General features: G+C 61.0%; 21 protein-coding genes and 1 pseudogene. 7 read left to right on the top strand and 15 right to left on the bottom strand.

Annotated elements, in window-relative coordinates; translation table 11 throughout:
• Positions 1-87: 87 nt before the first annotated feature.
• The 4 genes from B0G76_RS19600 to B0G76_RS19585 all read right to left on the bottom strand — a co-directional run bounded on the left by B0G76_RS19600 (position 88) and on the right by B0G76_RS19585 (position 4,450).
• Positions 88-1,416 carry an MFS transporter gene (locus B0G76_RS19600; protein WP_120294044.1) on the bottom strand — a complete coding sequence of 443 codons (1,329 nt, stop codon included), beginning with the start codon at positions 1,414-1,416 and terminating at the stop codon, positions 88-90.
• A complete protein-coding gene (locus B0G76_RS19595; protein ID WP_120294043.1) occupies positions 1,413-1,634 on the bottom strand; it encodes a DUF2783 domain-containing protein in 222 nt (73 codons plus the stop codon). Before B0G76_RS19595 ends, B0G76_RS19600 begins: the two co-directional genes overlap by 4 nt.
• Positions 1,635-1,680: 46 nt before the next feature.
• A complete protein-coding gene (locus tag B0G76_RS19590) occupies positions 1,681-3,420 on the bottom strand; it encodes an FAD-dependent oxidoreductase (RefSeq protein WP_120294042.1) in 1,740 nt (579 codons plus the stop codon).
• Between the two features lie 70 nt (positions 3,421-3,490).
• Entirely contained in the window at positions 3,491-4,450 is a 960-nt protein-coding gene (locus tag B0G76_RS19585; protein WP_120294041.1) for an MBL fold metallo-hydrolase, read from the bottom strand.
• Positions 4,451-4,734: 284 nt separating this feature from the next.
• Between B0G76_RS19585 and B0G76_RS19580 the strand changes: the two genes are divergently transcribed.
• The 3 genes from B0G76_RS19580 to B0G76_RS19570 all read left to right on the top strand — a co-directional run bounded on the left by B0G76_RS19580 (position 4,735) and on the right by B0G76_RS19570 (position 8,262).
• Positions 4,735-5,592: an IclR family transcriptional regulator gene (locus B0G76_RS19580; protein WP_120294040.1), complete on the top strand. Its 858-nt coding sequence runs from the start codon at positions 4,735-4,737 to the stop codon at positions 5,590-5,592.
• Positions 5,589-6,500 carry an IclR family transcriptional regulator gene (locus B0G76_RS19575; RefSeq protein WP_120294039.1) on the top strand — a complete coding sequence of 304 codons (912 nt, stop codon included), beginning with the start codon at positions 5,589-5,591 and terminating at the stop codon, positions 6,498-6,500. Before B0G76_RS19580 ends, B0G76_RS19575 begins: the two co-directional genes overlap by 4 nt.
• 223 nt (positions 6,501-6,723) lie before the next feature.
• Positions 6,724-8,262, top strand: a complete 1,539-nt coding sequence (locus B0G76_RS19570) for a Fic family protein (RefSeq protein WP_120294038.1) — start codon at positions 6,724-6,726, stop codon at positions 8,260-8,262.
• An 18-nt stretch (positions 8,263-8,280) separates the two neighbouring features.
• On the opposite strand, the gene B0G76_RS19565 is transcribed toward B0G76_RS19570, so the two are convergent.
• The 8 genes from B0G76_RS19565 to B0G76_RS19530 all read right to left on the bottom strand — a co-directional run bounded on the left by B0G76_RS19565 (position 8,281) and on the right by B0G76_RS19530 (position 17,711).
• Positions 8,281-10,890 (bottom strand): hypothetical protein, encoded by a 2,610-nt coding sequence (locus B0G76_RS19565; protein ID WP_120294037.1) that lies wholly within the window; start codon positions 10,888-10,890, stop codon positions 8,281-8,283.
• Positions 10,877-12,142 carry a DUF3142 domain-containing protein gene (locus tag B0G76_RS19560; protein WP_120294036.1) on the bottom strand — a complete coding sequence of 422 codons (1,266 nt, stop codon included), beginning with the start codon at positions 12,140-12,142 and terminating at the stop codon, positions 10,877-10,879. The genes B0G76_RS19565 and B0G76_RS19560 overlap by 14 nt, the downstream gene beginning before the upstream one ends.
• Positions 12,135-12,887, bottom strand: a complete 753-nt coding sequence (locus B0G76_RS19555; protein ID WP_120294035.1) for a hypothetical protein — start codon at positions 12,885-12,887, stop codon at positions 12,135-12,137. Before B0G76_RS19555 ends, B0G76_RS19560 begins: the two co-directional genes overlap by 8 nt.
• Positions 12,888-13,127: 240 nt before the next feature.
• Positions 13,128-14,447, bottom strand: a complete 1,320-nt coding sequence (locus tag B0G76_RS19550) for a type II toxin-antitoxin system HipA family toxin (protein ID WP_120294034.1) — start codon at positions 14,445-14,447, stop codon at positions 13,128-13,130.
• Positions 14,440-14,703 carry a helix-turn-helix domain-containing protein gene (locus tag B0G76_RS19545; RefSeq protein ID WP_120294033.1) on the bottom strand — a complete coding sequence of 88 codons (264 nt, stop codon included), beginning with the start codon at positions 14,701-14,703 and terminating at the stop codon, positions 14,440-14,442. Before B0G76_RS19545 ends, B0G76_RS19550 begins: the two co-directional genes overlap by 8 nt.
• A gap of 102 nt (positions 14,704-14,805) precedes the next feature.
• Positions 14,806-15,669, bottom strand: coding sequence for a MurR/RpiR family transcriptional regulator (locus tag B0G76_RS19540; RefSeq protein ID WP_120294032.1), 864 nt, complete (start codon positions 15,667-15,669; stop codon positions 14,806-14,808).
• 84 nt (positions 15,670-15,753) lie between these two features.
• Positions 15,754-16,836, bottom strand: a complete 1,083-nt coding sequence (locus tag B0G76_RS19535) for an ABC transporter ATP-binding protein (RefSeq protein ID WP_120296555.1) — start codon at positions 16,834-16,836, stop codon at positions 15,754-15,756.
• 101 nt (positions 16,837-16,937) lie between these two features.
• Positions 16,938-17,711: an SDR family oxidoreductase gene (locus B0G76_RS19530; RefSeq protein ID WP_120294031.1), complete on the bottom strand. Its 774-nt coding sequence runs from the start codon at positions 17,709-17,711 to the stop codon at positions 16,938-16,940.
• Positions 17,712-18,045: 334 nt separating this feature from the next.
• Between B0G76_RS19530 and B0G76_RS19525 the strand changes: the two genes are divergently transcribed.
• The 3 genes from B0G76_RS19525 (at position 18,046) to B0G76_RS19515 (ending at position 21,170) form a co-directional block, all read left to right on the top strand.
• Complete coding sequence (locus tag B0G76_RS19525; RefSeq protein WP_120294030.1) at positions 18,046-19,278, top strand: ABC transporter substrate-binding protein; 1,233 nt, start codon at positions 18,046-18,048, stop codon at positions 19,276-19,278.
• 153 nt (positions 19,279-19,431) lie between these two features.
• Entirely contained in the window at positions 19,432-20,322 is an 891-nt protein-coding gene (locus B0G76_RS19520) for a carbohydrate ABC transporter permease (RefSeq protein ID WP_120294029.1), read from the top strand.
• Positions 20,319-21,170 (top strand): carbohydrate ABC transporter permease, encoded by an 852-nt coding sequence (locus tag B0G76_RS19515; RefSeq protein WP_097395558.1) that lies wholly within the window; start codon positions 20,319-20,321, stop codon positions 21,168-21,170. The genes B0G76_RS19520 and B0G76_RS19515 overlap by 4 nt, the downstream gene beginning before the upstream one ends.
• A 75-nt stretch (positions 21,171-21,245) precedes the next feature.
• On the opposite strand, the pseudogene B0G76_RS19510 reads toward B0G76_RS19515, so the two are convergent.
• Positions 21,246-22,131: pseudogene (locus tag B0G76_RS19510) on the bottom strand (LysR substrate-binding domain-containing protein).
• Positions 22,132-22,209: 78 nt separating this feature from the next.
• Between B0G76_RS19510 and B0G76_RS19505 the strand changes: the two are divergent.
• A complete protein-coding gene (locus B0G76_RS19505; protein ID WP_120294028.1) occupies positions 22,210-23,511 on the top strand; it encodes an aspartate aminotransferase family protein in 1,302 nt (433 codons plus the stop codon).
• A 66-nt stretch (positions 23,512-23,577) separates the two neighbouring features.
• Here B0G76_RS19505 and B0G76_RS19500 read toward each other — a convergent pair whose 3' ends face one another.
• Together B0G76_RS19500 and B0G76_RS19495 are read right to left on the bottom strand one after the other, a co-directional pair.
• A complete protein-coding gene (locus tag B0G76_RS19500) occupies positions 23,578-23,961 on the bottom strand; it encodes a nuclear transport factor 2 family protein (protein WP_120294027.1) in 384 nt (127 codons plus the stop codon).
• A 280-nt stretch (positions 23,962-24,241) separates the two neighbouring features.
• Complete coding sequence (locus B0G76_RS19495) at positions 24,242-24,670, bottom strand: VOC family protein (protein ID WP_120294026.1); 429 nt, start codon at positions 24,668-24,670, stop codon at positions 24,242-24,244.
• Between the last annotated feature and the right edge of the window lie 5 nt (positions 24,671-24,675).

Genomic DNA, 24,675 nt, shown 5'->3' with positions numbered 1-24,675 from the left:
ATGCATCGCAGGTTCGGGCCTCACACGCGGCGGTCGCCTGGAATATGCGCGACGCTACCCAACATGACGTCCGAACCCATTCGATCTTTAGAGACGTTTCGCTTCTTTCGGCACACCAAGCAGCAATGCGACACCGCTGACGAACAGCAGCGCGGTCAGTAGATACAACGCATTGTCCATGCTGCCGGTGTGCGTCTTGATCAGCCCGATCACCCACGGGCTGACAATCCCGCTCGTAATGCCGATGCTGCTGATCAGCGCAATCCCGGCGGCCGCCGCGGTGCCGGACAAATAGCCCGACGGCACGGTCCAGAAAATCGGCAACGCGGCGAAGATCAGCACGGCCGCCAGCGAGAGAATCGCGAGCATTGCCGGGAAACTGCTCAGATGCAGTGTCAGCAACGAGAGCGCGATGCCGCCGCCGATCGTGCAAACCGCAAAGTGCCGGCGTCGTTCGCCACGGCGATCCGAGTTGCGCGCAATCAGAATCAGGCCCACCGCGCCGACCGCATTCGGAATCACGGTGTACAGGCTGATCGCCAGCACATCGTGCACACCGAAGTCGCGAATCATCAGCGGCATCCAGAAGTTCAGCGTCAACGAAGCGCAGGTGAGTGAGAAATAGATGAACGCGAACAGATAGACCCGCGGATTGCGCAGCGCTTGCATGACGGAACGCGACGAATGCGCGTCCGATGAAGCACGGCGGTCTTCATCACGCTGTGCAATCAGTTGCGCCTTCTCCTCGGCGTTGAGCCACGTTGCGTGTTGCGGACCGTCAACCAGATAGAACGCGGCAAGCAAGCCGAGTACGATGGCCGGTGCGCCTTCGATAACGAACATCCATTGCCATCCGAACAGGCCCATCACGCCGCCCATATCGCGCATGATCCAGCCGGACACCAGGCCGCCGAGCACACCCGCCACCGCGACGCCCGCGAAGAAGATCGACAGCACGGCTGCGCGCCGCCGCGCCGGATACCAGTAGGTCAGATACAGCACGATGCCGGGGAAGAAACCCGCTTCGAACACGCCGAGCATGAAACGCAGCAGGTAGAAGTGCGTGGGCTTGGACACCAGCATCATGCCAACCGATGCGATGCCCCACAGCAGCATGATCCGCGTGAAGGTGCGGCGCGCGCCGAAGCGCGCCAGCAGCATATTGCTCGGCACTTCACACAGCACGTAGCCGATATAAAAGACCGCTGCGCCCAACCCGTACATGGCGTCGCTGAAACCCAGGTCGTGCTTCATCTGCAACTGTGCGAAGCCGATATTGATGCGGTCGAGAAACGACACCACGTAACACAGGAATAGAAACGGAATGATCCGCATCGAGACCTTGCGATACAACAGGTCGTCGTGTCCCGCAGCGGATGCGCCCGGTTCGAGCGTGGGGGCGAAAGATTGGCTCATCGGTTATCTCCACACATCGCAATGTCGCTCACGCCTTCACGTGCGTGCCGTATCGCTTCGAGAAGCGTCGCGTGATCGCCGATATGATTGGCGAGCAACAGGATCAGTTGCGCGTTGGCTGACTGACTCTGCGCATCGTCCAGATCGCGATGCATGTCGATCAGCGCCTCGTAGAAATCGTCGGGGCGGGCGAGGTTGGGTTGCGTGTTCAATGCCATGACTGTCTCCTGCTATTTTCTTTCGCCGATGTGCTGCGTTTTGCTGTCAGGCTGCGTGTGCCGTATGCGCTGAGCCTAAGGCCGTGCCTTCCACGCACAACGCCCGCTTCAATGCAGCGTCCACCACGCTCACGTCGAGTTGCCGCCAGCGCGCGCAGACATGCTGGTCCGGGCGGATCAGATAGAACGTGCCGGGTTTGCCGTCGTAACGAGCGGCCGCAAGACGGTCGACGTCGTGCACCACCTTTGCTCCTGAAGCCGCAGCGGCCTGCGCATCGCCACTCGTCACCACGACGAGCTTCAGCGGAACCCGTCCGCGTCGCAAGGCATCCAGCGCAGCCTGCGTTGCCGGATCGATGCCTTGCGAGCCGCAGAACAACACGCCCGTGAATTGCTGGCCGAGTTGCCGCAACAGCCATGCCGCTTGCCCGTCGGCCTGAACCGGCGCATCGACGCACGATGCCCCCGGCACCATCGGACCTTCGAATCTGTCGCTGTCCGGTGTATTTAGCGGGGAATCACGCAACACCGCCGGCACCGAGAGGCGGCCGCTATTCGCCAACTGTCGCGCGAACGGGTGATGCCGCGCGAGCTTCAGTACGGCATCGCGAAACACGCGGCTAACGGGGCTTTTCGGCGTGATGAAATCGGTCGAGCGGGTGGAGTTGCGAATGTTTTCGTCGGCGGCGAATTCGCGCTCGTTCGAATACGTATCGAGCAAGGCGTCGGCGGCTTTGCCTTCGAGCACCATCGTCAGTTTCCATGCGAGGTTTTCCGCATCCTGCACGCCGCTATTCGCACCGCGCGCGCCGAACGGCGACACGCCATGCGCGGAATCGCCCGAGAACAACACGTTGCCGTGGCGGAAACGTTCCATGCGCAAACACGAAAACGTATAGACGCTGACCCATTCCAGCTCAAACTTCGCATCGGGTCCGAGCAACGCACGCACACGCGGAATCACCCGTTCCGGCGTTTTTTCCAGCACCGGATCGGCGTCCCAGCCCAACTGGAAATCGATCCGCCAGACGTTATCCGGCTGACGATGCAACAGCACCGATTGATTCGGATGGAACGGCGGATCGAACCAGAACCACCGCTCGGTCGGAAACTCCGCTTCCATCTTCACGTCGGCGATCAGGAAGCGGTCTTTGAACGTGACGCCCTTGCTGTCGATTCCCATCAGATTGCGCAACGGACTGCGCGAGCCGTCGGCGGCCACCACATAGCGGCCGCATAACGGGTACTGACCGTTGGGTGTATCGACGGTGAGCGTCACACTCGCTTGAGGGGTACCCGGCGTGCTGTTCTGCTGCACGCCGACCACCTTGCTCTTCCAGCGGATCTCGAGATTCGGCAGTTCCTGCGCGCGTTCGAGCAGAAAGCCTTCGACGTAGTACTGCTGCAGGTTGATGAAGGCGGGACGGTGATGGCCCGCTTCCGGCTGCAGATTGAACGTGTATACCAGTTCATCTTTCAGGAACACCTTGCCGACATTCCAGCTGATGCCCTTGTCCACCATGCGCTGTCCGCAACCCAGCCGATCGAAAATATCGAGCGAGCGCTTCGAAAAGCAGATCGCCCGCGAACCTGTGGACAACGAACAATCGTCGTCGACCAGGACAACCGGCACGCCCTGCTGCGCGACATCGATCGCGGTAGCGAGGCCCACCGGCCCCGCGCCCACCACGATCACGGGATAAGGCGCCTGATTCGCAGCGCTTTGCCCGCTTTGTTCGCGGCACGGCTGATAGTCGAACGATAGCGTCTGGTAGTTGATGCTCATCTTGTGTCTCCGTCCTTCTCTGCTCTGCTTGACGCTTTCCGGCGTTTCTATGCGGTTATCGGGCGTTCAATCAGGCTTGCAGCGCGTCCCACATTTCCTTGTCGCGCTGCGCGGTCCAGATGCGCGGATGCGTGATACCGCTCGCTTCGTCGAAGGCGCGCGAGACGTCGAACGGCAGGCAGTGCTCATAGATGAACACGTGGCCGAATTTCGGGTCCATCGCCTTGCGCGTGTGCGCCATCGCGGCTTTCAGATCGAGCTTCTGTTCGACGGCTTCGCGGCCTTGCTGCAGCAACGTGGTCACAAAGTCTTTCGTGTAATCGAGGCCTTTGTTGACGTCTTCCGGCGTGGTCAATGCAGGCCCGCGGCCCGGCACGAGCTTCTCGGCCTTCAGCGCACGCAATGCTTCGAGCGTGGCCGGCCATTGTTCGAGTTGAGCGTCGCCGCAATAGCAGGCTGCGTCGTATTCGACCAGGTCGCCGGAAAACAGCACCTTCTGCGACGGCAACCACACCACCGTATCGCCCTTCGTATGACCCGCGCCCAGATGCGCGATACGCACTTCGAGCTTGCCGAGGAACAGCGTCATTTCTTTTTCGAACACGAGCGTCGGCCACGTCAGGCCCGGCACCGTTTCGACACCGGCGAACAAGCGCGGGAAGCGTTCGATTTCCGACTTCATGTCTGCTTCGCCGCGCTCGACGATCATCTCGTACGTGCCGCGGCTCGCGATCACCTGCTGCGCGCCTTCTTCGAAATACGCCGACGCGCCCAGCACGCGCACGGCGTGGTAGTGCGACAGCACGACGTATTTGATCGGTTTGTCGGTGACGCTGCGAATCTTCGCGATGAGGTCTTGCGCCATGGCCGGCGTGGCGGTGGTGTCGACGATCAGCACGCCGTCGTCGCCGACGATCACGCCCGAGTTCGGATCGCCCTCAGCGGTGTACGCGTAGGCGTTCTCGGACAGCTTGGTCCACGTGACTTTCTTGACTTCCAGGTCGGCCTGGGATGCGAATGCCTTTGCCATGCTTGTCTCCCTCAAAAGTTGGACGTGAGGCGAGACGGCCGGCTGCGCGCCCGGATTTCGGATGCGCGGGCCGACGGTATTGGGGGTTGTCTCGCCCCGTTTTGACTCTGTGACTGCACCGGTATGTCGGGGTGAATGCATCTTATGGCCGTCTCAGATTATTTGTCAATAGCGAAATGTATCGCTATACACAAATTCAAGAGCGCCTAAGATGAGGGCAGGAAGGTGCGGTTTTCGCGCTGGCCTTCGGCTAACATGGACCCTTTTTACGGACGAGCGCGGGTGTGAGCAAAGCAGCGAAATCGGCCACCGGCAAAGGCGCGGGCGGCAGCGAGACGGCAGACGGCGGCAAGACGCAGCGCGGGATTCAGAGCGTTGAGGTCGGCGGCCGCGTGTTGCTTGCGCTTGCCCAGGCGCGCAGCCCGCTCGCTTTGTCCGATCTCGCCACCGCTGCGCAGATCGCGCCAGGGCAGGCGCATGCTTATCTGGTGAGCTTGAGCCGCTTAGGTCTGATCAAACGTGATGAGCTGTCGGGCCGCTATGAACCCGGTCCGCTGTCGTTGCGGCTGGGATTGATGCATCTCGAGAACCAACCGGCGTTTCGCGCCGCCGTGCCGCGCGTGACGGCGTTGGCCGAGGCGATCGGCTTCAGCGTCGCGATCTGTATTGCCGGGCCGCAAGGGCCGACCATCGTCCGCTATGAACATGCGGGGTTTCCGTTGCATGTGAATCTGCATGTGGGCACGGTGATGTCGCTGCCAGCCACGTCGACGGGACGCGTATTTTGCGCTTATCTGCCGCGTGAGACGCTGGCGGGCATGTGGGCGAATCAATCGGGCTCGGGGGATGGTGCAATGACGCCGCCTGATGAGAGCGCCGCGTTCGAGACCACTTTGGATGCAATCCGCGCGCGCGGGTTGGAATGCAGCGTCGATGCGCCGAGTCCGGGCATCAGCAGTTTGAGCGCGCCGGTACTCGATGCGAACGGCCACTTGTGTCTCGCGCTGACGGTGATCGGGTCGACCGGTGCGATCGACGTCGCCGCCAATGGCCCGACGGCTCGCGCTCTGGTTGCGGCCGCTCGTGAAATCAGCGCTGAACTTGCGGCAACGCCCTCCTTGTTAGCTTCTTCCGCATCGTGACTGATTCTCTCGACACTTCTTTCGCATCTTCTGCCGCTTCCGCCGATGCAAAACCGCAGCGCGGCATCCAGTCGCTCGATAGCACCGGCGAGTTGCTTGGCGCATTGGTTGCGGCCGCACGGCCATTGAGCTTGCGTGACCTTGCGGCGGCTGCGGGCATGCCGCCGGCCAAAGCGTTTCCGCATCTGGTGAGTCTGCTCAAGATCGGTTTGCTCAATCGGGACGCTTCTGGTTGTTTCGAAGCCGGGCCGTTAGCCCTTGAGTTGGGATTGATCGGCTTGCAGCGTTTATCGCCGACCCGGGAAGCCGAGCCGGAAGTGGTCGAACTGGCGGCGTCGACGGGAATGAGCGTCGCGATGGCGGTGCTCGGGCCGCTCGGGCCGACCGTCGTGCGCCTGGAGGAATCGGCGCGGCCGCTGCATGTGAGCTTGCGGGTCGGCACGGTGATGTCGCTGGTGAATACGGCGATCGGGCGGGTGTTTGCTGCTTTTGTCGCGGACGATGTGCGGATTGGACTGCTGGCGCAGGATCATTTGCGACTGGCGGGGGCGGAGGCGAGGGAGATTTTTGTGGGGGCGGCGACAGCGGCTGAAGGTCCAGCAACGGCCTCAGGTCGCAAAGACGCCGCGCCATCACTACCGCAGCTAACAAAAGCCTACTCACAGCGCCTCACGCAAATCCGCGCGGACGGCATCGATACTGCATTGAGCCGGCCCGTGCCAGGCATCGACACCTTGGCCGCGCCAGTGCTGGACCATACCGGCAGCATCTGTCTCGTGCTCGCGGTGATGGGGCCAGGCGGCAGCTTCGACAGCGAGCTCGCGGGCGGTCCCGCGCAAACCTTGCGCGCGGCAACCCTGAGGTTGTCGCGGCGGTTTGGGTGGATGGCGGCAGCAGGCGGAGCCTGAAAGACTACCTCAACAGGGGGAAAGTAATCGCTTTTCCAGAAAACTGGCACTTTGTAATCGTTTTACGCGCCCAGTAATCGAAATGAAGCGAAGACGCCGTATAATCGTTTTTCTAGAAAACATGCGTTTTGTAATCGTTTTGCGAGCCGAGTAATCGAAACTACGCAAAACTGAGCGAAACAACGTGTCCTCGCGCGCGTCCCGCCACCCCGGATCGAAAATCATGCCGCAGATCGGTTATCAATGGCTATCCAACACGTACGGCGTCGTACCGGTCCACCCGTTCGCCGTTCAAAGTGAAATCGGCCGGATTCGCTCAACGTCCACCGACGGCGACATCCGCCGCGAGGTTTACCCCGAACGTTATCGTCCGGCCGCCAGCCTGATCGACAACCTGACTTTCGCCTTCCGGCACGAGGGCATTCACCTGGAATTCCTCGCGCGACTCTATGCGCTGCAACCGGTGCGCCACGAACTGGAGGCGTGGATCGCCCGCGAACCCACAGGCGCGTATGCCCGCCGTGCCTGCTTCTTTTACGAGTGGCTGATGCCGAAGCCGTTAGACGCGCCTGGCGTCTCCCGGGGAAACTATGTCGATGCATTGAATCCCGATGACTTCATCGTAGGCACGACGGTCAACAACGCGCGTTGGCGCGTGCGCGACAATCTGCCGGGCAATCGCGATTTTTGCCCGGTGATTCGACGTGTCGAAGCGGTTCAGCGCGCCGAAGCTTACGACCTTGCCGCACCGCTTGCCGAACTGGAAGCGGCCTATGGCATCGATCTGATCTTGCGAAGCGCCGTCTGGCTGACGGTCAAAGAGAGCCGCGCGAGCTTTCTGATCGAGCACGAGCAGGACAAAGAGGATCGAATCCGCCGCTTTGCCGCGGTCATGGAAAGCGAATGCGGACAGCATGCGAATCCGTTCGACGCTGAAACGCTCGACGTCTTGCAACGCGGCATCCTCGGGCAGTCGGCCCTGCGTTACGGCATTCGCCCCTCGCCGGTGTATGTGGGACATATCGCACGCTATCAACCGGTGGTCGACTACATTGCGCCGCCTTGGGAAAGCATCGAACCGATGCTGTTGGGGCTCGCCCGCTTTCTAGAACGTACCGAGGGTGGAGCCCCGATCATCCGCGCCGCAGCGACATCGTTCGGCTTCGTCTACGTGCGCCCTATGGCCGACGGCAACGGCCGCATTTCGCGCTTCCTGATCAACGACATTCTGCGTCGCGACGGCGCGGTGCCTGCGCCAATCATCTTGCCGGTATCCGCCACAATCACCCACAGCACGCGCGATCGTGCCGCTTACGACAAAGTGCTCGAACGCTTTTCGCGTCCGTTGATGAAACACTATGCCGACCAGTACACGTTCGGCAAGACCGAGATCGCGGACGACGGTGTCGAATACAACCTGCATTTTCGCGCCTATGACGACGCGCTGCCCGCCTGGCGCTATCCCGATCTGACCGCACACGTCATCTATCTGGCTGACGTGATCGACATGACGCTAACACATGAAATGCGCACCGAAGCGCGCTTTCTGCACGCCAACGACTCAGCACGATGCGCGATCAAGGATTTTCTCGAAGCGCCGGACAACGATCTGGACGGCATCATTCGCAGCGTCCGGCAGAACGGCAACAGTGTGTCGAACAACTTGCGCAAGCGCTATCCGCTGTTTGACGAGCGGCCGGAGTTGAGCGCGCAAATCGTGCAGGCTATTACCGATGCATTTTCAGACGAGAACAACCGCTAGATCCCGCCGACGCCCACCTCACTTGCTGCGGCCCTCAACCCGCCGCCCTTTCACTCTCCGATAGCGCCACGCCCCCATGCCGATCACACCCGCGGCGATCAGCAACCCGATCAGCGCCACGCGTTTCTTATTGCGCCCAGCATCGCGCTTCACGTCGTGCCACGCCTGTGTATAAGTGAACGTCGCCGCGGCCCGGAAATCCGGTTCCGGGCACAACGTGCCGAATGGACCGCCGAAGTCAACGTAAGCCCCCTCCTTGACATAGCGCTGATAAAAACCACGCGCGCGCGCCGGATCGTCGTTGCGCATCCAGTCCGTCCCGCGGCATAGCACAGCAGCGAATGCCTGCGAGCGCGGCGGCAACCCATCCGCCGCTTTGACGACGTAGTCGGCGGCGATTTCGCGGTAGTGAAACCGCGTCAGCGGTCTGCTCTCGCTGGCCGCATAGCGGCGCTTCTCGTCGACGGTCACGAACGGTCCAGCCAGATCCGCCTCTGCGCGCGCTTCCGGCGTGTCCGGTACTGCAGCCGCACTAGCCGCGCCAGCATCGGAAGCCCGATCCACGCGCGCACTCACGACACCCGAGCGCCCCGATCCGCCGGCAAACGCACCGTCGATGTCGTGAAAATCCGGTCCTTGCTCGTAACCCATCAACTCCATACCGGACTGCTTCGCGAGCGTCGCCGCGGCGAACCATCCGCGCGCCCGGTTCGTGCGTGTCCACGCGTGCTGCGCCTCGTCCAACGCGGCCGCATAGTCGCGCGCCAGCTTACGAAACTGCAATTGCTTACGGATGGTGTGGCCACCTTCCCAACTGAAGGAGCCGTAGCGCGGATCGTCGTCGGCGGGGAAATACGGCAGCGCTTCGTCGATCCGGCCGTCGCGCACGAGGCGGCGCGCGAGCAGATAACGCAATGCATCGGCGGTGGTGTGATGCAGGGCATAGTAGGCGTCCGCGCCTGCATCGGACAATGGTGCCGGCGGCACCGCCGATGCAGGGACGCGTGAATCCACGAAGCGCTTCAGCTCGTCCGTGGTGAGCACACGTTCCGCGATGTAGGCCATGTCGCTGCCATAAGCGACATCGGAGACGGAGTCGTCATTCACGCCGATGTTGTCCTGACACGACGCCGCGTCAAACAGGTAACCGAGCGCCTCGACGTACTGCCCGCGCGACAGCGTCAGCACCGCCTGTTCGCCCTTGATCAACTGAGCGCGGGCAGGTTCGAGGCTCGAATCGACGGCTGGGAAACCTTTGGAGGCCTGCGCATAGGCCTCAACGGCAGCGGCTGTATCGCCGCGGCGCAATGCGAGCTTTGCGCTCACCCAGCTTGCGAGTGCGCTGTGTTCACGCGCCACTAGCTCACTGGCGAAATCGTAGCGCCCGACTCGATAGGCGAGCGCGGCGAGGCGATCGGCGCCCGCCACATGATCGATGCCACGTTGCCGGATTGCCTCGACAAGAGACACTAACGACGGGTTCGGTTTGATGCCCTTGTCGCCGCGGGCGGTATCGGCATAGCCGGTCGGCCCGTAACTGTTGTCGTAGCCGCCGTAGTATTCGAACGCGCTCTCGGGGCGGTCCTTGACGATGTCGCCTTCACGCGCGAGCGCATAGGACACCAGCAGGCGTTGTGCGACCGGATCGTCGATCAGGGACGCGACCCGGGCCTTGTCGGCCAGCGTCCACGCAGCGATGAAGCGCAGGGATTGCAAGCCGCTGTTGCCACCGCGTGCCGCCTGCTGCGCGTAGAGGCCGATGGCCTGCTTCAGATTCCCCGACGCGATTGCCGCCGCGCACGGTGTGTCGTTCAGGAAACTGCGGTAGTCGCACTGCTTGCCGGTCTTCTTGTCGTGCAGATAGGTGAGTGCTTCGTCGCCGAAGCTCGCTACCGCGAGGCCTTCCGGATCGGCGGCGCCGTTTGCCGCGAGCGCGCGCGGTTTTGCGTAGGCAGCCGGCAACGCTGCTGTGAGCGAGGCGCAAGCGTCGCTGCCGGTGCAGTCGTCCGCACGGGCTTGGGCGATGGCCGCGAGTTCGGTTGCGGCGGCTACCGCGCGTGGTGCGCCGCTTGAGGCGGGCAATGCGAGGATCTCGTTGAGTCGCGCAGATGCGCGGCTGAGTAGCGGTTCGCGTGCGGCGCAGGCGGATTGCGGGGTGGCAGCGGCTGGCGCCGTGGTGCCCGCCGCGCTGCTAGCTGGCGAGGCACTGGACGCCGCTGCGCAGCTCGCCAGCGCATGCCCGAAATCGACGTCGGCGGCTGCATAGAGCCGCTGCGTCGCCGGCACGCCCGTCCCCATTGCATAGGCTGCGTCACCATCGGCGGCCTTGGCCATCGCGGCAAGCGTCGCGATCTGTTCTGGCGAGAGACCCGCCAACACCGCCTTGGCGGGATCAACGGGCTGCTGCCCGGCCGGAACGCGCACGGCTTCCGGAGCCAGCAGGTGGTCGCCGGGCGTCACGAGACGCGACGCCTCATACGCGAAAGAATTGTTCGGCGTACCCGACAGCGTGCCCGCGCGATTGTCGAGCAATTGCAGCGGAAAAAACGGTCCGCACGCGTGGACGATGACAGCGCCGGCCAACAACGCGATCCCACCACCGAGCGCAAAATATTTACGGTTCAACATGAACGGAGACCTTATTGTTATCGGCTGCGCCGCAGCGAAGCCAACCGATGTCGCGACGCGTGCCCGCGTGCAGCAAGCCAGCTTGAACGCGCCGCAGCAGCATGCCGCGCGCGTCGTAGTCGAGTGCGTAGCCGTTGATGCCGTCGGCGGCTTCGCACGAGGAATCGGTGCGCACGACAGCGGGTAATGGCGCGTCGGCATTGCCGCCGCTGACAAGCGACACGTCGAAGAGCCCTGGTTGCTGCGCGCTCTTGCGCACGTCGGCGGAAATGGCGGCGGTTAGCGGTGCACGCGTGAGCACGGCGCGCCAGGTGGCGAGACTCCATGCGCGTTCGTCGGTGTCGGTGGGCAGCCGGAACCAGACGATGCCCTCGAGTCCGGGCAACGCGTGGCGTTCAATCTTCGTCACGAAAGCGCTGATCTGCTCCGGTTGCGCGACGAGTTCATGCGATACCCCTTGAGTGAAGCCGTTCGCCAGCAACATCGGACGTTCGCTTTCGATGCCGGCCACACGACCATCGTCGCCCCATGTCACGCGCGAGCCGTAGGTCGGCAATGCGACGCGCCACGGATGCCTTGTTCGTTGCGCGAATGCGCCCAGCCATGCGCGCGCTTGCGCCGGGTCGAACAGGCCTTGCGCCGGGTTCATGACCGCATGCACCTGAAGGATGGATTCGTCGGCCTGGGCCAGCAGCGCATCGAGCGCGGGGCTGTCGAGCCAGGTGGGTAGTGCCGTGATCGTCAGTTTGACGGTGGGATCGAGTTGCGCGCGTAACGTGGCGAGGAAACGCGTATACGCGGCGAGCCTGGATGTCGCGCAGTCGTGATCGATTTCGATGGCCGCGAGTGTGATGCCGTGCTGCTTCCAATCGGCGGCGAGCTGGACGATGCGCGCGACCGGCAGCGCGTGCAGATCGTCGAGTTGGCCGTCGACCCGGATGACGGCCGTTACTGGCGCACGCGCCGCGTGGAGACTCGTCCAATCGGGCGAGACGATGGTCCAATCGTCTTTGGAGTCTTTCTCTGCGGCGAGCACATGCCACGTTTGAACGAAGCCGCTGCTGTATTCAATCGCGGATGTGACGGACGGTGTCCATTTGTGTTGCCAGATATAGGCGTCGTTCGACAACGGTGTTGACGGCCTGCCGCAGGCGCCGACGAGCGTCAGCGTCAACACCAGCAGCGGCACGGCCCAAACAGCGAACCCGCCACGCACTCGCCGCCGCGCGGGTGCCGAACCGCCGTCATTCATAGTGCAATGCTTTGGGCACGCGGTAAGCCGTGCCGCCGTACTCGAGCGTTGTGGTGTTGCGCTTCAACGGATGATCGGTCGATACGCAGTTGCTGCTCGTCTGCTTACTGACGCTTTCCTTCGACGTTTCGCCGACACGCAGCGTCGCGTAACCTGCGCCGTTGGCCGGACCGATGGCAAGCGTACGCGTAGTGGCCGAGAATGTGCCGGCACAATTGCCGTCCCATTCGCCGGAGTTGTTCTGGACGGCCAGATTGTCGACCACGCGCCGTAGGGTATGGCCGTCCAGCACATATAGGCTCAGCGCCTGGCCTTCGTATGGATTGACGCGCGACGCGCCCTCGTAGGTCACGCGAACGCCGAATGCCCGCAATTGCGGAGTGAGTTGATAGCGAGCCGTATCCAGATCGATTTGACTGAACCGGATCGCGTCTGAGCTGATAGCAGCCGGTTCATATTCATGCGCGATGATTGCACCCGACTTGCTGTCAGCGACCAGCACTTCGAGGTCGTACTCGCCTTCGTCATCTGTGTTGCCGGCTTTCGGCAATGCCTGCACGGCCAGCGTCAGAGAAGGGTCGGCGGGCCAGACTTTGCACGCGGCATGCTCGGTGTCGAGTTGACGGCCGGGGTGCAGGGTTTTCATCCACGTGGACAGGTGGCCCTGGCAGTCGGCGGTGGCGTCAGTACCGGCGTGGGCGAACAAAGGCAGACAGAGTACGGCGGAGGCGAGTAGTTTTTTCATTTTCTCTTCGAGGGTTTTCTGCCCATGCGCGGCGCATTTGCGGGTCCGGCTGAACCGGCGGATTCTATGGTGCGCGCTGTTCGTTGTAAAACGATGACGCGAAAGAAATGCCGCGCCGCAAATATCTTATTGACTCGGCCCCAAGGGCCGGCTCGATGATGTGAGTGGTCATCAAACGAAGAGGTGACTCGTGCTCCGGAGCGTCTACCAATCGTTGGGTGTAGGCCCCGCTTCAGGATTTTAATCAGGGATGGGGCCCGGATCAGCATCTCCTTTAATCGCCTTTAGGGCGCGCCCAGTGAATATCTTGGCCGGTTCAACAGACATCATGCCGCTATCCCACTCAACGGAAATCTTTTCGAAGAGCCGCGGCTCGATACGTTCACGATGCGTATCAAGCGACTGGCGCATCGCGGATGATATCCGGTCAAGCACGATCTCCGGACGCTGTACCAGGCAGACGTTTCGTCCAAATTCGACCAATTCCTTGCGCATCGGATACTGACGGTCCTTGTTCAGCTTCAGCGCCATGGTCCGGTCAGTCAGCGTGCGGCCAGATTGCGGGTCGCGGACCGGATAAACGGAGGTCGTTACAACATCGAAGAGCGGCGCGAGCCTGGGCACAGCTGAATGCGGATGCTCATAAAGCAGGCCGAAATTCTTCAGGTGTGCATCGCCGTTTCGGACCATGACCGACATCGCGACATACTCAAACAGACGCGACAGGCTTTCGGATCGATTCTCTCCACAATACCAACCGATCACCTTTGCCAGCTGTTCATACGACCCCTCGTATTTCCTGTCAGCCGACCGCAGTGTCATCGCAGCCATATCCTCGAAACCGAGCTGCAGCTTTTCAGGTCCACGCAGATCGAAACGCCGCATGATAAACAGACTTCCGTCATCGGAGAGCCAGAAGTCAGGCACCTCAATGCCTGCTATCCGGGCCGCATCCATGCAGAGAAACTCGTTCTGCGCGAGATCTGGATAGCCTTCACCCGCAGCCTTCACGATGAGGTCCGGCGTGAATGCGGTCGCCTTCTCTACGACCCGATACGCAGTTGCCACGGGCTCGGCCGCATCAGCCAGTGCATCCGCGTCAGGCAGCATGATCTTCGGTTGAAAACCACTAATTCCGGAGCGGAGATACACGTCGACGAGGAAATCAAACAGTTCATCGCTCGCCCCTGAGCGCAAAAGCGTATTGAGTCCGACCTCGGCGCGTATCGGCATAGGCTTCTCGTCGGGCTCCCGATAGCGCAGCCGACCAATCTGGTTTTCCCCTGTCAATGCCAGTAACCGCATGTCGTCGAGATCGACCACCTTAGCGAACCGTTCCCGCAGCTTATCCAGCAGGAAGCCCTCCGGCTGGTTCATCGCGAAGACCGACGGCAACACCGTCTCCGCGTAACTTTCAGCCCGAATCGGCATGAGCAGCGACACCTCGCGAGCGCGCTCCGCCGTCGTGTAGTTGAACGCGAATCGGGATTCTTTCGTCAGATCGCCTGCGTCGCCCTGTGGGGTGCCCACAATCAGCCGCTTGATCTTTCCTTCATTCATCGCGAAGCATGTCTCTCATCTGGTCGTAGTCCGGTCGATCCGACACGATCGATAACCCTTTGCCAAGCGCGCCGAGCGCGCGCATGATGACGTGCAGGCCCACGTTCTGGCCTCGCTCAAGCTGCACGATCGTTTCCCTGCGCACGCCAGCGTGCTGTGCAATCGTTTCCTGCGACTTCTTGAGCTTTGTACGCTCCGCACGAAACAGACGCCCGAACTCATCGGGCGTCATCGCCGCCCTAAAAATGTGGTCCATAACTAACATTTTCACTTTTCATGAAGTAAATGTTAGTTTTGACGCACATAAAGCGCAATGCTTTTTTGAGTCAACCTTTTCCTCACAAGGAAACCATTCCGGTCAATCCCCCGCCGCCTCCGGCTCATTCGACGACAGCCGCGCTTTCGCGTGCCGCATCTTTTCAAGCGTATTCGGCCCCGCCTTCAGTGCGACACCGATCGCCAGTGCGTCCATGATGCACAGATGCACGAGCCGCGACACGCCTGGCGTATTTGGATCGATCGGACTCGGCACGCGCAGCAGCAACGGAATATCGACCAACCACGCCAATCGCGAGCCCACATTAGTCAGCGCAATCGTCGTCGCGCCACGCTCCTTGGCGATCTGAATGCTTTCGTTCACTTCGACGCTACGCCCCGAATGCGAAATCGCAAACGCCACATCACCCGGCTCCATCAGGCCCGCGTAAAGCCGTTGCAAATGACCATCGGTAAACGCAGTAGCCGCAATATCGAGCCGCAAAAACCTTAAAGCCGCATCTTGCGCGACGAGCCCCGACCCCGAGCCAACGCCAAAGAAGAAAACCCGCCCCGCGCTCGACAACGCCGCAACCGCGCTCTCGAACACCGCCGGATCCAACGCAGCACACGCGTGCGTGATCCCATCGACAGCTGCTTCCCCCACCTTCTCCATCAAGGTCTGCGCATCGTCGTCACGCGCAACCGCCGTCGACGCATACGGCACCCCGCCCGCCACGCTCTGCGCCAATTGCATCTTGAAGTCGCGCAGACCATGCGCACCGATCGCGCGGCAAAAGCGCGTGACGGAAGGCTCGGACACATCCGCGCGCTGCGCAAGTTCGGTGATGCTCGCGCGCATCGCAAAGTCGACGTCGCTCAGCACCATGTCGGCGACTTTGCGCTCGGCGGGCCGCAAATTGGCCAGTGCGCCGCGGATGTGGGGAATCAAGTTCGGTGCGGACACCCGGTGTTCCTTAAGGGTTAGATGAATCCGCGTCGCGTCGCAGCTTCAAACAGCTTGAATCAGCCTCAAGCGGCAACACGCGGTTCAGACCAGCCTGCGTCCACTCTCCGTATCGAACAGATGAATATGCTCGGCCGGCAGGCGCAGCGTCACGCGCTGACCGGGTTCGATTTTCGAGCGCTGACGAGTCGTCACGCACCACGTGGTGCCGCCTATTTTCCCGTACAAATGGGTCTCGGCGCCAGTCGGCTCGACCACTTCGACTTCCATGGTGGCGTCCGGCGTTGGCGCCATGGTCTCGATGTGCTCGGGGCGCACCCCAAGCGTGACATTGGCTCCAACCACCGCGGACGCGGGCACCCCCTCCAGCACAATCTCGCCACCGTCGTCGAGTTTCAATGCGAGGCCCTGCCCTTGCGAACGATTGATCAACACGCCTTCGGCGAAATTCATCGACGGCGAGCCGAGGAAACTCGCAACGAACAGATTCGCCGGACGGTCGTACAGTTCCAGCGGACGGCCGATCTGTTCGATCCGCCCCGCGTTCATTACAACGATGCGGTCGGCCATCGTCATCGCTTCGATCTGATCGTGCGTGACGTAGATCACCGTGTTCTTCAGACGCTGATGCAGCGCCTTGATTTCCGTGCGCATCTGCACGCGGAGTTTGGCGTCGAGATTGGAGAGTGGTTCGTCGAACAGAAATAACGACGGCTCGCGCACCACCGCACGGCCCATCGCCACCCGCTGACGTTGACCGCCCGAGAGCGCACGCGGCAAGCGATCCAGATAGCCGCTGAGGTTCAGCATCTTCGCGGCGGCTTCGATTCGCGGCTTGAAACTCGCCGACGATTCCTTGCGAATCCGCGGCCCGAACGCAATGTTTTCGTAGACCGACAGATGCGGATAGAGCGCGTAGCTCTGAAACACCATCGAGATATTGCGCTGTTGCGGCGGGAGCATATTCGCGCGCGTGCCGCCGATCATCAGATCGCCGCCGCTGATTTCTTCGAGCCCCGCCACCATGCGCATCAACGTGCTTTTGCCACAACCCGACGGGCCGACCAGCACGACGAACTCGCCGTCGTTGATGTGGAGATCGATGCCGTGCACCACTTGCGTGTCGCCATAGCGTTTGAAGATGCCGCTCAGTTGCACTGCTGCCATGCTGTCCTCATCGTCATGCTGCATCGTCGTGCTGTCGTGCTGCCCGGTTTCATCGAGCAAGGAACACGCCGCGCTATCTCGTCAAAACCATTCAAAGCTGTTCAAAACGATTCCAGCGTCAGTTCTTCCGCCATCAACCGGTTGCCGGCCATCAGTCCACCGTCGACCGGCAATGCGACGCCGGTAATCACGCGCGCCATCGGCGACGCGAGGAACATCACCGCATCGGCGATATCGTCGGGCGTCGCAAAGTCGCGCAACGGGTACCACTTCTTCAGATCCTCGAAGACCTGCGGATTCTTGTCGACGCGCGCGTGCCACGCCAGCGTCTTCACCGTACCCGGACACACAATGTTCGCGCGAATGCCGTAGCGCCCCAGTTCGATCGCCAGCGCTTTCGTATAGCTGATGAGCCCCGCCTTCGCCGCGCTATACGCCGGATGCCCGAGTGCGGCCATGCCGTTCACCGAGCCGATCAGCACCAGCACGCCCTTCTGCCGTTCGATCATCGACGCGCGCACCGCTTCCACCGTGTGATACGTGCCGTTCAGATTCAGATGAATGTCGCGCTGCCAGCTGGCGGCATCCGTCGTGGCAAGCGTCAGACCTTTGGCGGCCCCCGCGTTGGCGACCAGCACGTCCACCGGACCGCGCGTCTTCACCGCCTCGGCAACCGCCTGCTGCACTGCGGCAGCGTCACCGAGGTCGACCGTGATCGGCGTGATATGCGCCGCACCGAGTTGCGCCACCAATCCGTGAAGCGCGACCGCGTCGATATCGAGCGCCAGCACGGTATCGCCCTGCTCCACAAAGCGCTTACACAAGACGCTGCCGATACCGCCGCAAGCGCCCGTCACCAGGACCACACGATTCATGTCTACCCTCGTTCCTCAACCTCGTTGCAGCGCCGGTCTGGCGTGTAAATTTCCTACAAAACCAACACCGCACAGTTGTCTAGTCATCCCGAAGATTGGGTATCCGTGACTTCGCGTTACACAGAACACCCCTGCTTTACAGCATCTTATGCACAAAACTCGCTGGGAAAAAATATGGCAGACCCTACGTGACAAGCTATTTTGCGTCATGTAGGATTTTTTCAAACAATTTAACCCAAAGCGGCCGGCGACGGCAGCAGACCACCCCCACCATCGTTGGATGGGACCGGAGTCAGTGCTAAAGCGCTAACTCCGATCGACTCAGGAGAGAGAAATGTCGTTGCATGCCCGTGCTTCCCTCGCGCTAGGCAAAGTTGCCGTGGCGCTCGCGTTTGCAGGTATCGCCGTCGCGGCTCACGCCGACACGGTCCGCGTGACGGTCGCGCATTACAGCGATGCGACAGCGCCGTACTTCGAAAAGATGGCCCGTAACTTCGAGAAGGCCAATCCCGGCACGACGATCAAGATCGAAGACGTGAACTGGGACACGCTGCAACAGAAACTGCAAACGGACATCTCCGGCGGCGCCAACGCCGACCTGGCGATTGTCGGTACGCGCTGGCTGCTCGACTTCGTGAAGGACGACGTTGCCGAACCGCTCGACGGCTACATGGACGCGAGCTTCAAGGGCCGCTTCATCGGTCCGTTCCTGGCGCCTGGTGAAATCAATGGCAAGGTGTACGGCCTGCCGATTGCCGCTTCTGCCCGCGCCCTCTACTACAACAAGGATCTGCTCGCGAAGGTCGGCTATCCCGACGGTCCGAAGACGTGGAATGACGTGATCGACGCGTCGAAGAAGCTGAAGGCGCAGGGCATTGCCGGCTTCGGTCTGCAAGGCAAGGAAATCGAAACCGACGTCTACTATTACTACGCACTGTGGACCAACGGCGGCGACGTCGTCGGCAAGGACGGCAAGGCGGCGTTCAATTCGCCGGCCGGCATCAAGGCCGCCACGCTGTACAAGACCATGATCGACGACGGCCTGACGCAGCCTGGCGTGACCGGCTACAGCCGCGAAGACGTGCAGAACCTGTTCAAGCAGGGCCGCGTTGCGATGATGATCTCCGCACCGTTCCTCGCCAAGCAGATCAAGAAGGAAGCGCCGAACCTGAAGTACGGTATCGATCCGATCCCGATGGGTACAACGCACGCCACCTACGCGGTGACGGACTCGATCGTGATGTTCAAGAACTCGAAGGTGAAGAAGTCCGCCTGGAAGTTCCTCGACTATCTGTTCACGAAGGAACCGCGTGTCGAGTTCACGACGACCGAAGGCTTCCTGCCGACCACCAAGGCTGAGGCGACCGATCCGGCGTTCAACGATCCGGACACCAAAGCGTTTGTCGCGCTGCTGCCGACAGCCCACTTTGCACCGACTGTGACAGGTTGGGAAGACACCGCGAAGGCTGTGACCGACGCAATGCAATCGATCTACCTGGGCAAGGCGAAGCCGGCTGACGCGTTGAATGCCGCGGCCGCGCAAGCGAACAAGTCGCTCGGTAAGTGATCGCGTAGTCTCGTAGCGATTTGCTGAATACGAAACGCGCGCCGCCGTTGCGAAGGCGGCGCGCGTTTCGGTTGTCATATACGTAATGCACTATCCGGCCCATCCCGTCGCGCCTGCGGTTTTTATGTGGACGCGTCTTACGATCGAGCACGCATGAGCCGTTCCGCTTCTTCGCGCCTTCAGGCGCCCTGGTTGCTGATTGCGCCGAGTCTGGTGTTGGCGCTTTTTATCATCAGCTATCCGATTTTCAACATCGTGTGGCAATCGCTGCACGAGGTCTCGCGCTTCGGCGCGATCCGCGATTTCACCGGTCTGCAGAACTTCTATACGATTTTCACGGACCCCTCGTTTCTCGCCGCGGCCAAACGGACGATTGTCTGGACCGTGTGCGTGGTGGGTGGCACGGTGCTGATTTCAGTGCCGGTTGCGCTGGTGCTGAATCAGGATTTCTATGGACGCGGCGTGGCGCGCACGATTGTGATGCTGCCGTGGTCCGTCTCGCTGACCATGACCGCCGTGGTGTGGCGCTGGGCCTTCAACGACGACTACGGCATGGTCAACGTCACGTTGCAGCGGCTTGGCTTGATCAGCGGTCCGATTCATTGGCTCGCGACGCCGGAACTCGCATTCCCCGTGGAGATCGCCGTCGGTATTCTGGTGTCGATTCCATTTACGGTGACGATTCTGCTCGGCGGGTTGTCGTCGGTGCCGGGCGATATTTATGAAGCGGCGCGAATGGATGGCGCCAGCGCGTGGCAGCAGTTTCGCAAGCTGACGATGCCCCTGTTGCGGCCGTTCATCAACATGACGATTCTGCTGAACGTGATCTACGTGTTCAATTCTTTCCCGATCATCTGGGTGATGACGCAAGGCGGCCCGGACAACGGCACGCATATTCTCGTCACGTATCTCTATGAGCTTGGTTTCCGGCTGGGACGTCCCGGTGAAGCCGCGGCGGTGTCGCTGATCATGCTCGTCATGCTGTTCGTTTTCTCGATCGCTTATCTGCGCCTACAGCCTGCGAAAGAAGGAGAGACGTCATGAGTCTCAGCGTCAAGATGAAGCGCTCGCTGTGGTGCTGGCTGGCACTTTCGCCGCTGATTGTGGCCGTGCTGTTTCCGTTTGCCGTGATGTTGTTTACGGCGTTGAAGCCGGCGACTGAGATCTTTGTTTATCCGGCAAGATGGTTGCCGGTACATTGGCAATGGAGCAATTTTTCGGACATGTGGGTTGCGGCCAATTTCGGCGTGGCGCTGAGGAATAGCTGCGTGATCAGCTTTCTTTCTACCGCGCTGGCGTTGGCGGTGAGCTTGCCGGCGGCTTATGCGTTGGCCAGGTTTCCGTTTCGCGGCAAAGGGCTGTATTCGCAGTTTCTGCTGGTGACCCAGATGTTGTCGCCGATTTTGCTGGTTGTTGGCTTGTTCCGGCTTGCTGCGATGATTCCTTACGGGGATGGCAATCTGGTTGACTCCAAGATCGGGGTCATCGTTTCTTATGCGGCTTTTAATATCGCGTTTGCGGTCTGGATGTTGTCTTCTTACTTTCAGACGGTGCCGCGGGATCTTGAAGAGTCGGCGTGGTTGGAAGGGTGTGGGAGAACCCGCGCTGTTTTTAAGGTTTTCTTGCCGCTGGCCGTGCCTGCGATTGTTGTGACGGCGATCTTTACCTTTATCAACGCGTGGAATGAGTTTGCGGTTGTTTATACGTTGATCCGGTCGCCGGAGAATAAGACGCTCACCGTGCAGGTTACCGATATGGTCGCTGGCAAGTACGTCGTCGAATGGCATCTGGTGATGGCCGCTACCCTCTGCGCAACGTTGCCGGTTTCGATCGTGTTTGCGTGGTTGCAGCGGTTTTTGGTGAAGGGGTTAGCGTTGGGTGCCGTGAAGTAAGTGTTGTGCGACCTGCGACGGAGGTGACCTGCCGCATCTACTGAACGTACAACGACCTCTGCTGAGCCTGTTCGATCACAGCAAGGGCAACGTATGCCTGATATGTTCCGCGAATACCGTGGTCAGATGGGAGGGATGCTCCCGCTCGAACTTTAGCGTGATGCCTATCGAAGGCAAGGGCGGAAGCGCAGGATCGCCGTTAAGTAGGGTGAGATCCGGGGCGACGGCAAGTCTGTGTGATGACCGCAAAAGCCTGCCCCGAGCGGACCAGCGCCGTGAGCCCGGCAAGACTGCTGCTCGCATAGGCGATGCGGTAGGCCCTGCCCGCGCGTTGCAGTGCTTCGCAGGCCGCGACGTGGTCGAGCGTGTCCGGATCGGAAAGCGCCAGCGGCAACGGGTCAAAGTGCGCGGAATCCAGTCCCGGATAGCCGACCCAGACCAGTTGCTCGCGGCGAATGATGTCGTCATCCGGGGCGTCTTCCGGCAACGAGATCATGGCGAGGTCCAGCGCATGCATTTCCAGTTGTTCGAGCAATCGCGGGGTGGGAGCGCAAATGACCTCCACCAGCGCATGCGGATGCTGGCTTGAGAACTGACGCAGCAAATGCGGGAGGAAAACCGCAGCGTAGTCATCCGGGCATCCGAAGCGGATCGTCCCCGACAGGCCTTTACCCGAAAGGTCGGCCATCGCCTCGTCGTGCAGCCGCAGAATGCGCTGGGCGTGGATCAACAGGCGCTCGCCGGGATTCGTCAGCACGACCCCACGCCCCGTACGCTGGAACAGCGGCTGATCGACGATTTCTTCGAGTCGCTTCATCTGTTGACTCAGCGCGGACTGGGTTCGGCCGATCCGGTTGGCCGCGCGACTGAGTGCCCGGACTTCGGCCACGACGATAAAGGAGCGCAGCAGATCGATTTCGAGTGAAAGACTCAAGATATTAGGCTCGCTTCTATCTTCCATAAGAACTATTCGATTCTATGAAAGCAGAGAGCCATCTAGACTGCAAGTTATTCTCGCGGCCAACCAGGGAGAAGCAAGGTGTCCCGGAACAACGACGCAACTTTTTGGCGCAACGCCAGGCAGCACCTCATCCGCTACGGCGGCACCTTCGAGCCGATGATCATCGAGCGCGCCCAGGGTAGCTTCGTCTATGACGCGGATGGCCGCGCGATCCTCGATTTCACCTCGGGGCAGATGAGCGCCGTGCTGGGGCACAGCCACCCGGAAATCGTGTCGGTCATTAACGAATATGCCGGCAAGCTAGACCACCTCTTCAGCGGGATGCTTTCGCGACCGGTGGTCGAGCTGGCGACCCGGTTAGCCGACATCACGCCTGACGGACTCGACCGGGCACTGTTGCTCAGTACGGGCGCGGAGTCGAACGAGGCCGCGATTCGCATGGCGAAGCTGGTCACCGGCAAATATGAAATCGTGGGTTTTGCGCAGTCCTGGCACGGCATGACGGGGGGCGCGGCATCCGCCACCTACAGTGCCGGCCGCAAGGGCGTCGGTCCGGCAGCCGTCGGCTCCTTCGCGATCCCCGCCCCGTTCCTGTACCGGCCGCGATTCGAGCGAAACGGCAAATACGATTACCTTGCAGAACTGGACTATGCCTTCGACCTCATCGATCGTCAGTCCAGCGGCAATCTCGCGGCGTTCATTGCGGAGCCGATCCTCAGCTCCGGCGGGATCATCGAACTGCCGCAAGGCTACATGGCCACGCTAAAGCGCAAGTGTGAGGAGCGCGGCATGCTTCTGATCCTCGACGAAGCGCAAACCGGAATCGGGCGCACGGGCACGATGTTCGCCTGCCAGCACGATGGCGTCACGCCCGACATTCTCACTCTCTCGAAGACGCTGGGCGCGGGTCTGCCGCTCGCGGCAGTCGTGACCTCCGCACAGATCGAGGAGCGGGCCCATGAATTGGGTTACCTGTTCTATACGACCCACGTGTCCGATCCGCTTCCCGCCGCCGTCGGTCTGCGGGTGCTGGATGTGGTTGAACGCGAGGGGCTAATTGCGCGTGCGAACCTGATGGGCGAGCGACTCAGGCGCGGCCTGCTCGATCTGATGGAACGCTTTGAATGCATCGGCGACATTCGCGGACGAGGGCTGCTTCTGGGCATGGAGATCGTCAAGGACCGCCATACGAAGGAGCCGGCGGACGGGCTTGGCGCAAAGATCACCCGTGAGTGCATGAACCTGGGGCTCAGCATGAACATCGTGCAGTTGCCCGGTATGGGCGGCGTGTTCCGGATCGCGCCTCCGTTGACTGTCGGCGAGGATGAGATCGACCTGGGGCTGGAACTGCTCGGGCAGGCGATTGAGCGTTCGCTTTAATTAGCCTGGCGAAATAGCCTTGAGTTTTTTGCGTGACCGACAAACGCCTTTGCCGGAACGGCGGCGTCACGCGATCTGCTGAACCCACTGACTCCGCCAACCCGGTGCTTCAAAGGGATCCGAAAAATACTGGGTCTCGTGAATGACCTTGCCGTTGCAGAATTCCATAATGCTTACCGTGTAAGCCGCTCGCCCCTGATAGGCGATGCTGTATTCCGTGATCCAGAGATTGCCTTCTCCCTGAATTCGCCTGACATCAAAACCTGATGGCTTATCTGGGTGATGGCTCCGCAGCGCCTGCAGATTATTTCGTCCGATGATTCGCTCACCTGACTGGGGATAGTCGCAGACGGCGTCGTCGTCGTAAATATCGTGTTCGGCGTCGAGATCGCCAGCCGCCGACGCCTGCCAGTGCGCGTTCAGGGCTTCGCGTATTGTTTCTTCCTGCATTGCGTGCCTCCGGAAACCGTTCACGTCAATCTATTGCGTACTTCGCGGAAAAAACCCGGGATCGCCCGTCTTGACCATTGCGGCGCCAAACAGATTTGCTTGTCGATCACGTGTAGCAAATGAATTTCTGGGCGGCGGAAGAGGGTTCCGACACGGCAACGCCCGCATAGGGCGGGCGTTGCCGTGTCGAAGCGAGCCGTGTCGATCGACAAGTGCTTCGCCATACCGACGAAGGAACCACACTTCTTTGCAGTGCTCCCGCTCCTGATTGCGGCCAGCATTATTTCTCTTCTCGCAACCATGGGGTAAAGGTGATTCCTACCAATAGCCCTTCCGGCCCGATGAACCGGCTGACAGTCTGACCCCAAGGCTCTTTCTTGTTCCTGACCAGCATTCGATACCCATGAGACTCAAGCTCTGCCGTAGCCGTTTCGACGATGTCAACGTCAAACTCAATCCAGGCTTGCGGGACAGGAACGTCACCAGGCCACGAATCCCTTCCGAAGCAGGACTGCGCTGCCTCAGAGAGTGGCCACAGGGCGAAACTGTTTGCACCGTTCAGCGCCTCCGTATGAAGGTAACCGCCTTTCTTCTCCTTGAAGGGGATACCGAAGGTCTGACTGTACAGCTTGCGGCTTGCCCCCGCTTCACGAACAATCGGGCCAAAGCCTGCGATGAACAAGACGGCGGTATTTGCGAATTCTTCCATGGCTT

It is taken from the genome of Paraburkholderia sp. BL23I1N1 (genome assembly GCF_003610295.1).
Classification (GTDB): Bacteria; Pseudomonadota; Gammaproteobacteria; order Burkholderiales; family Burkholderiaceae; genus Paraburkholderia.
Note: the sequence above shows the minus strand (reverse complement) of the source record. Positions and strands in the feature narration are given on the sequence as shown.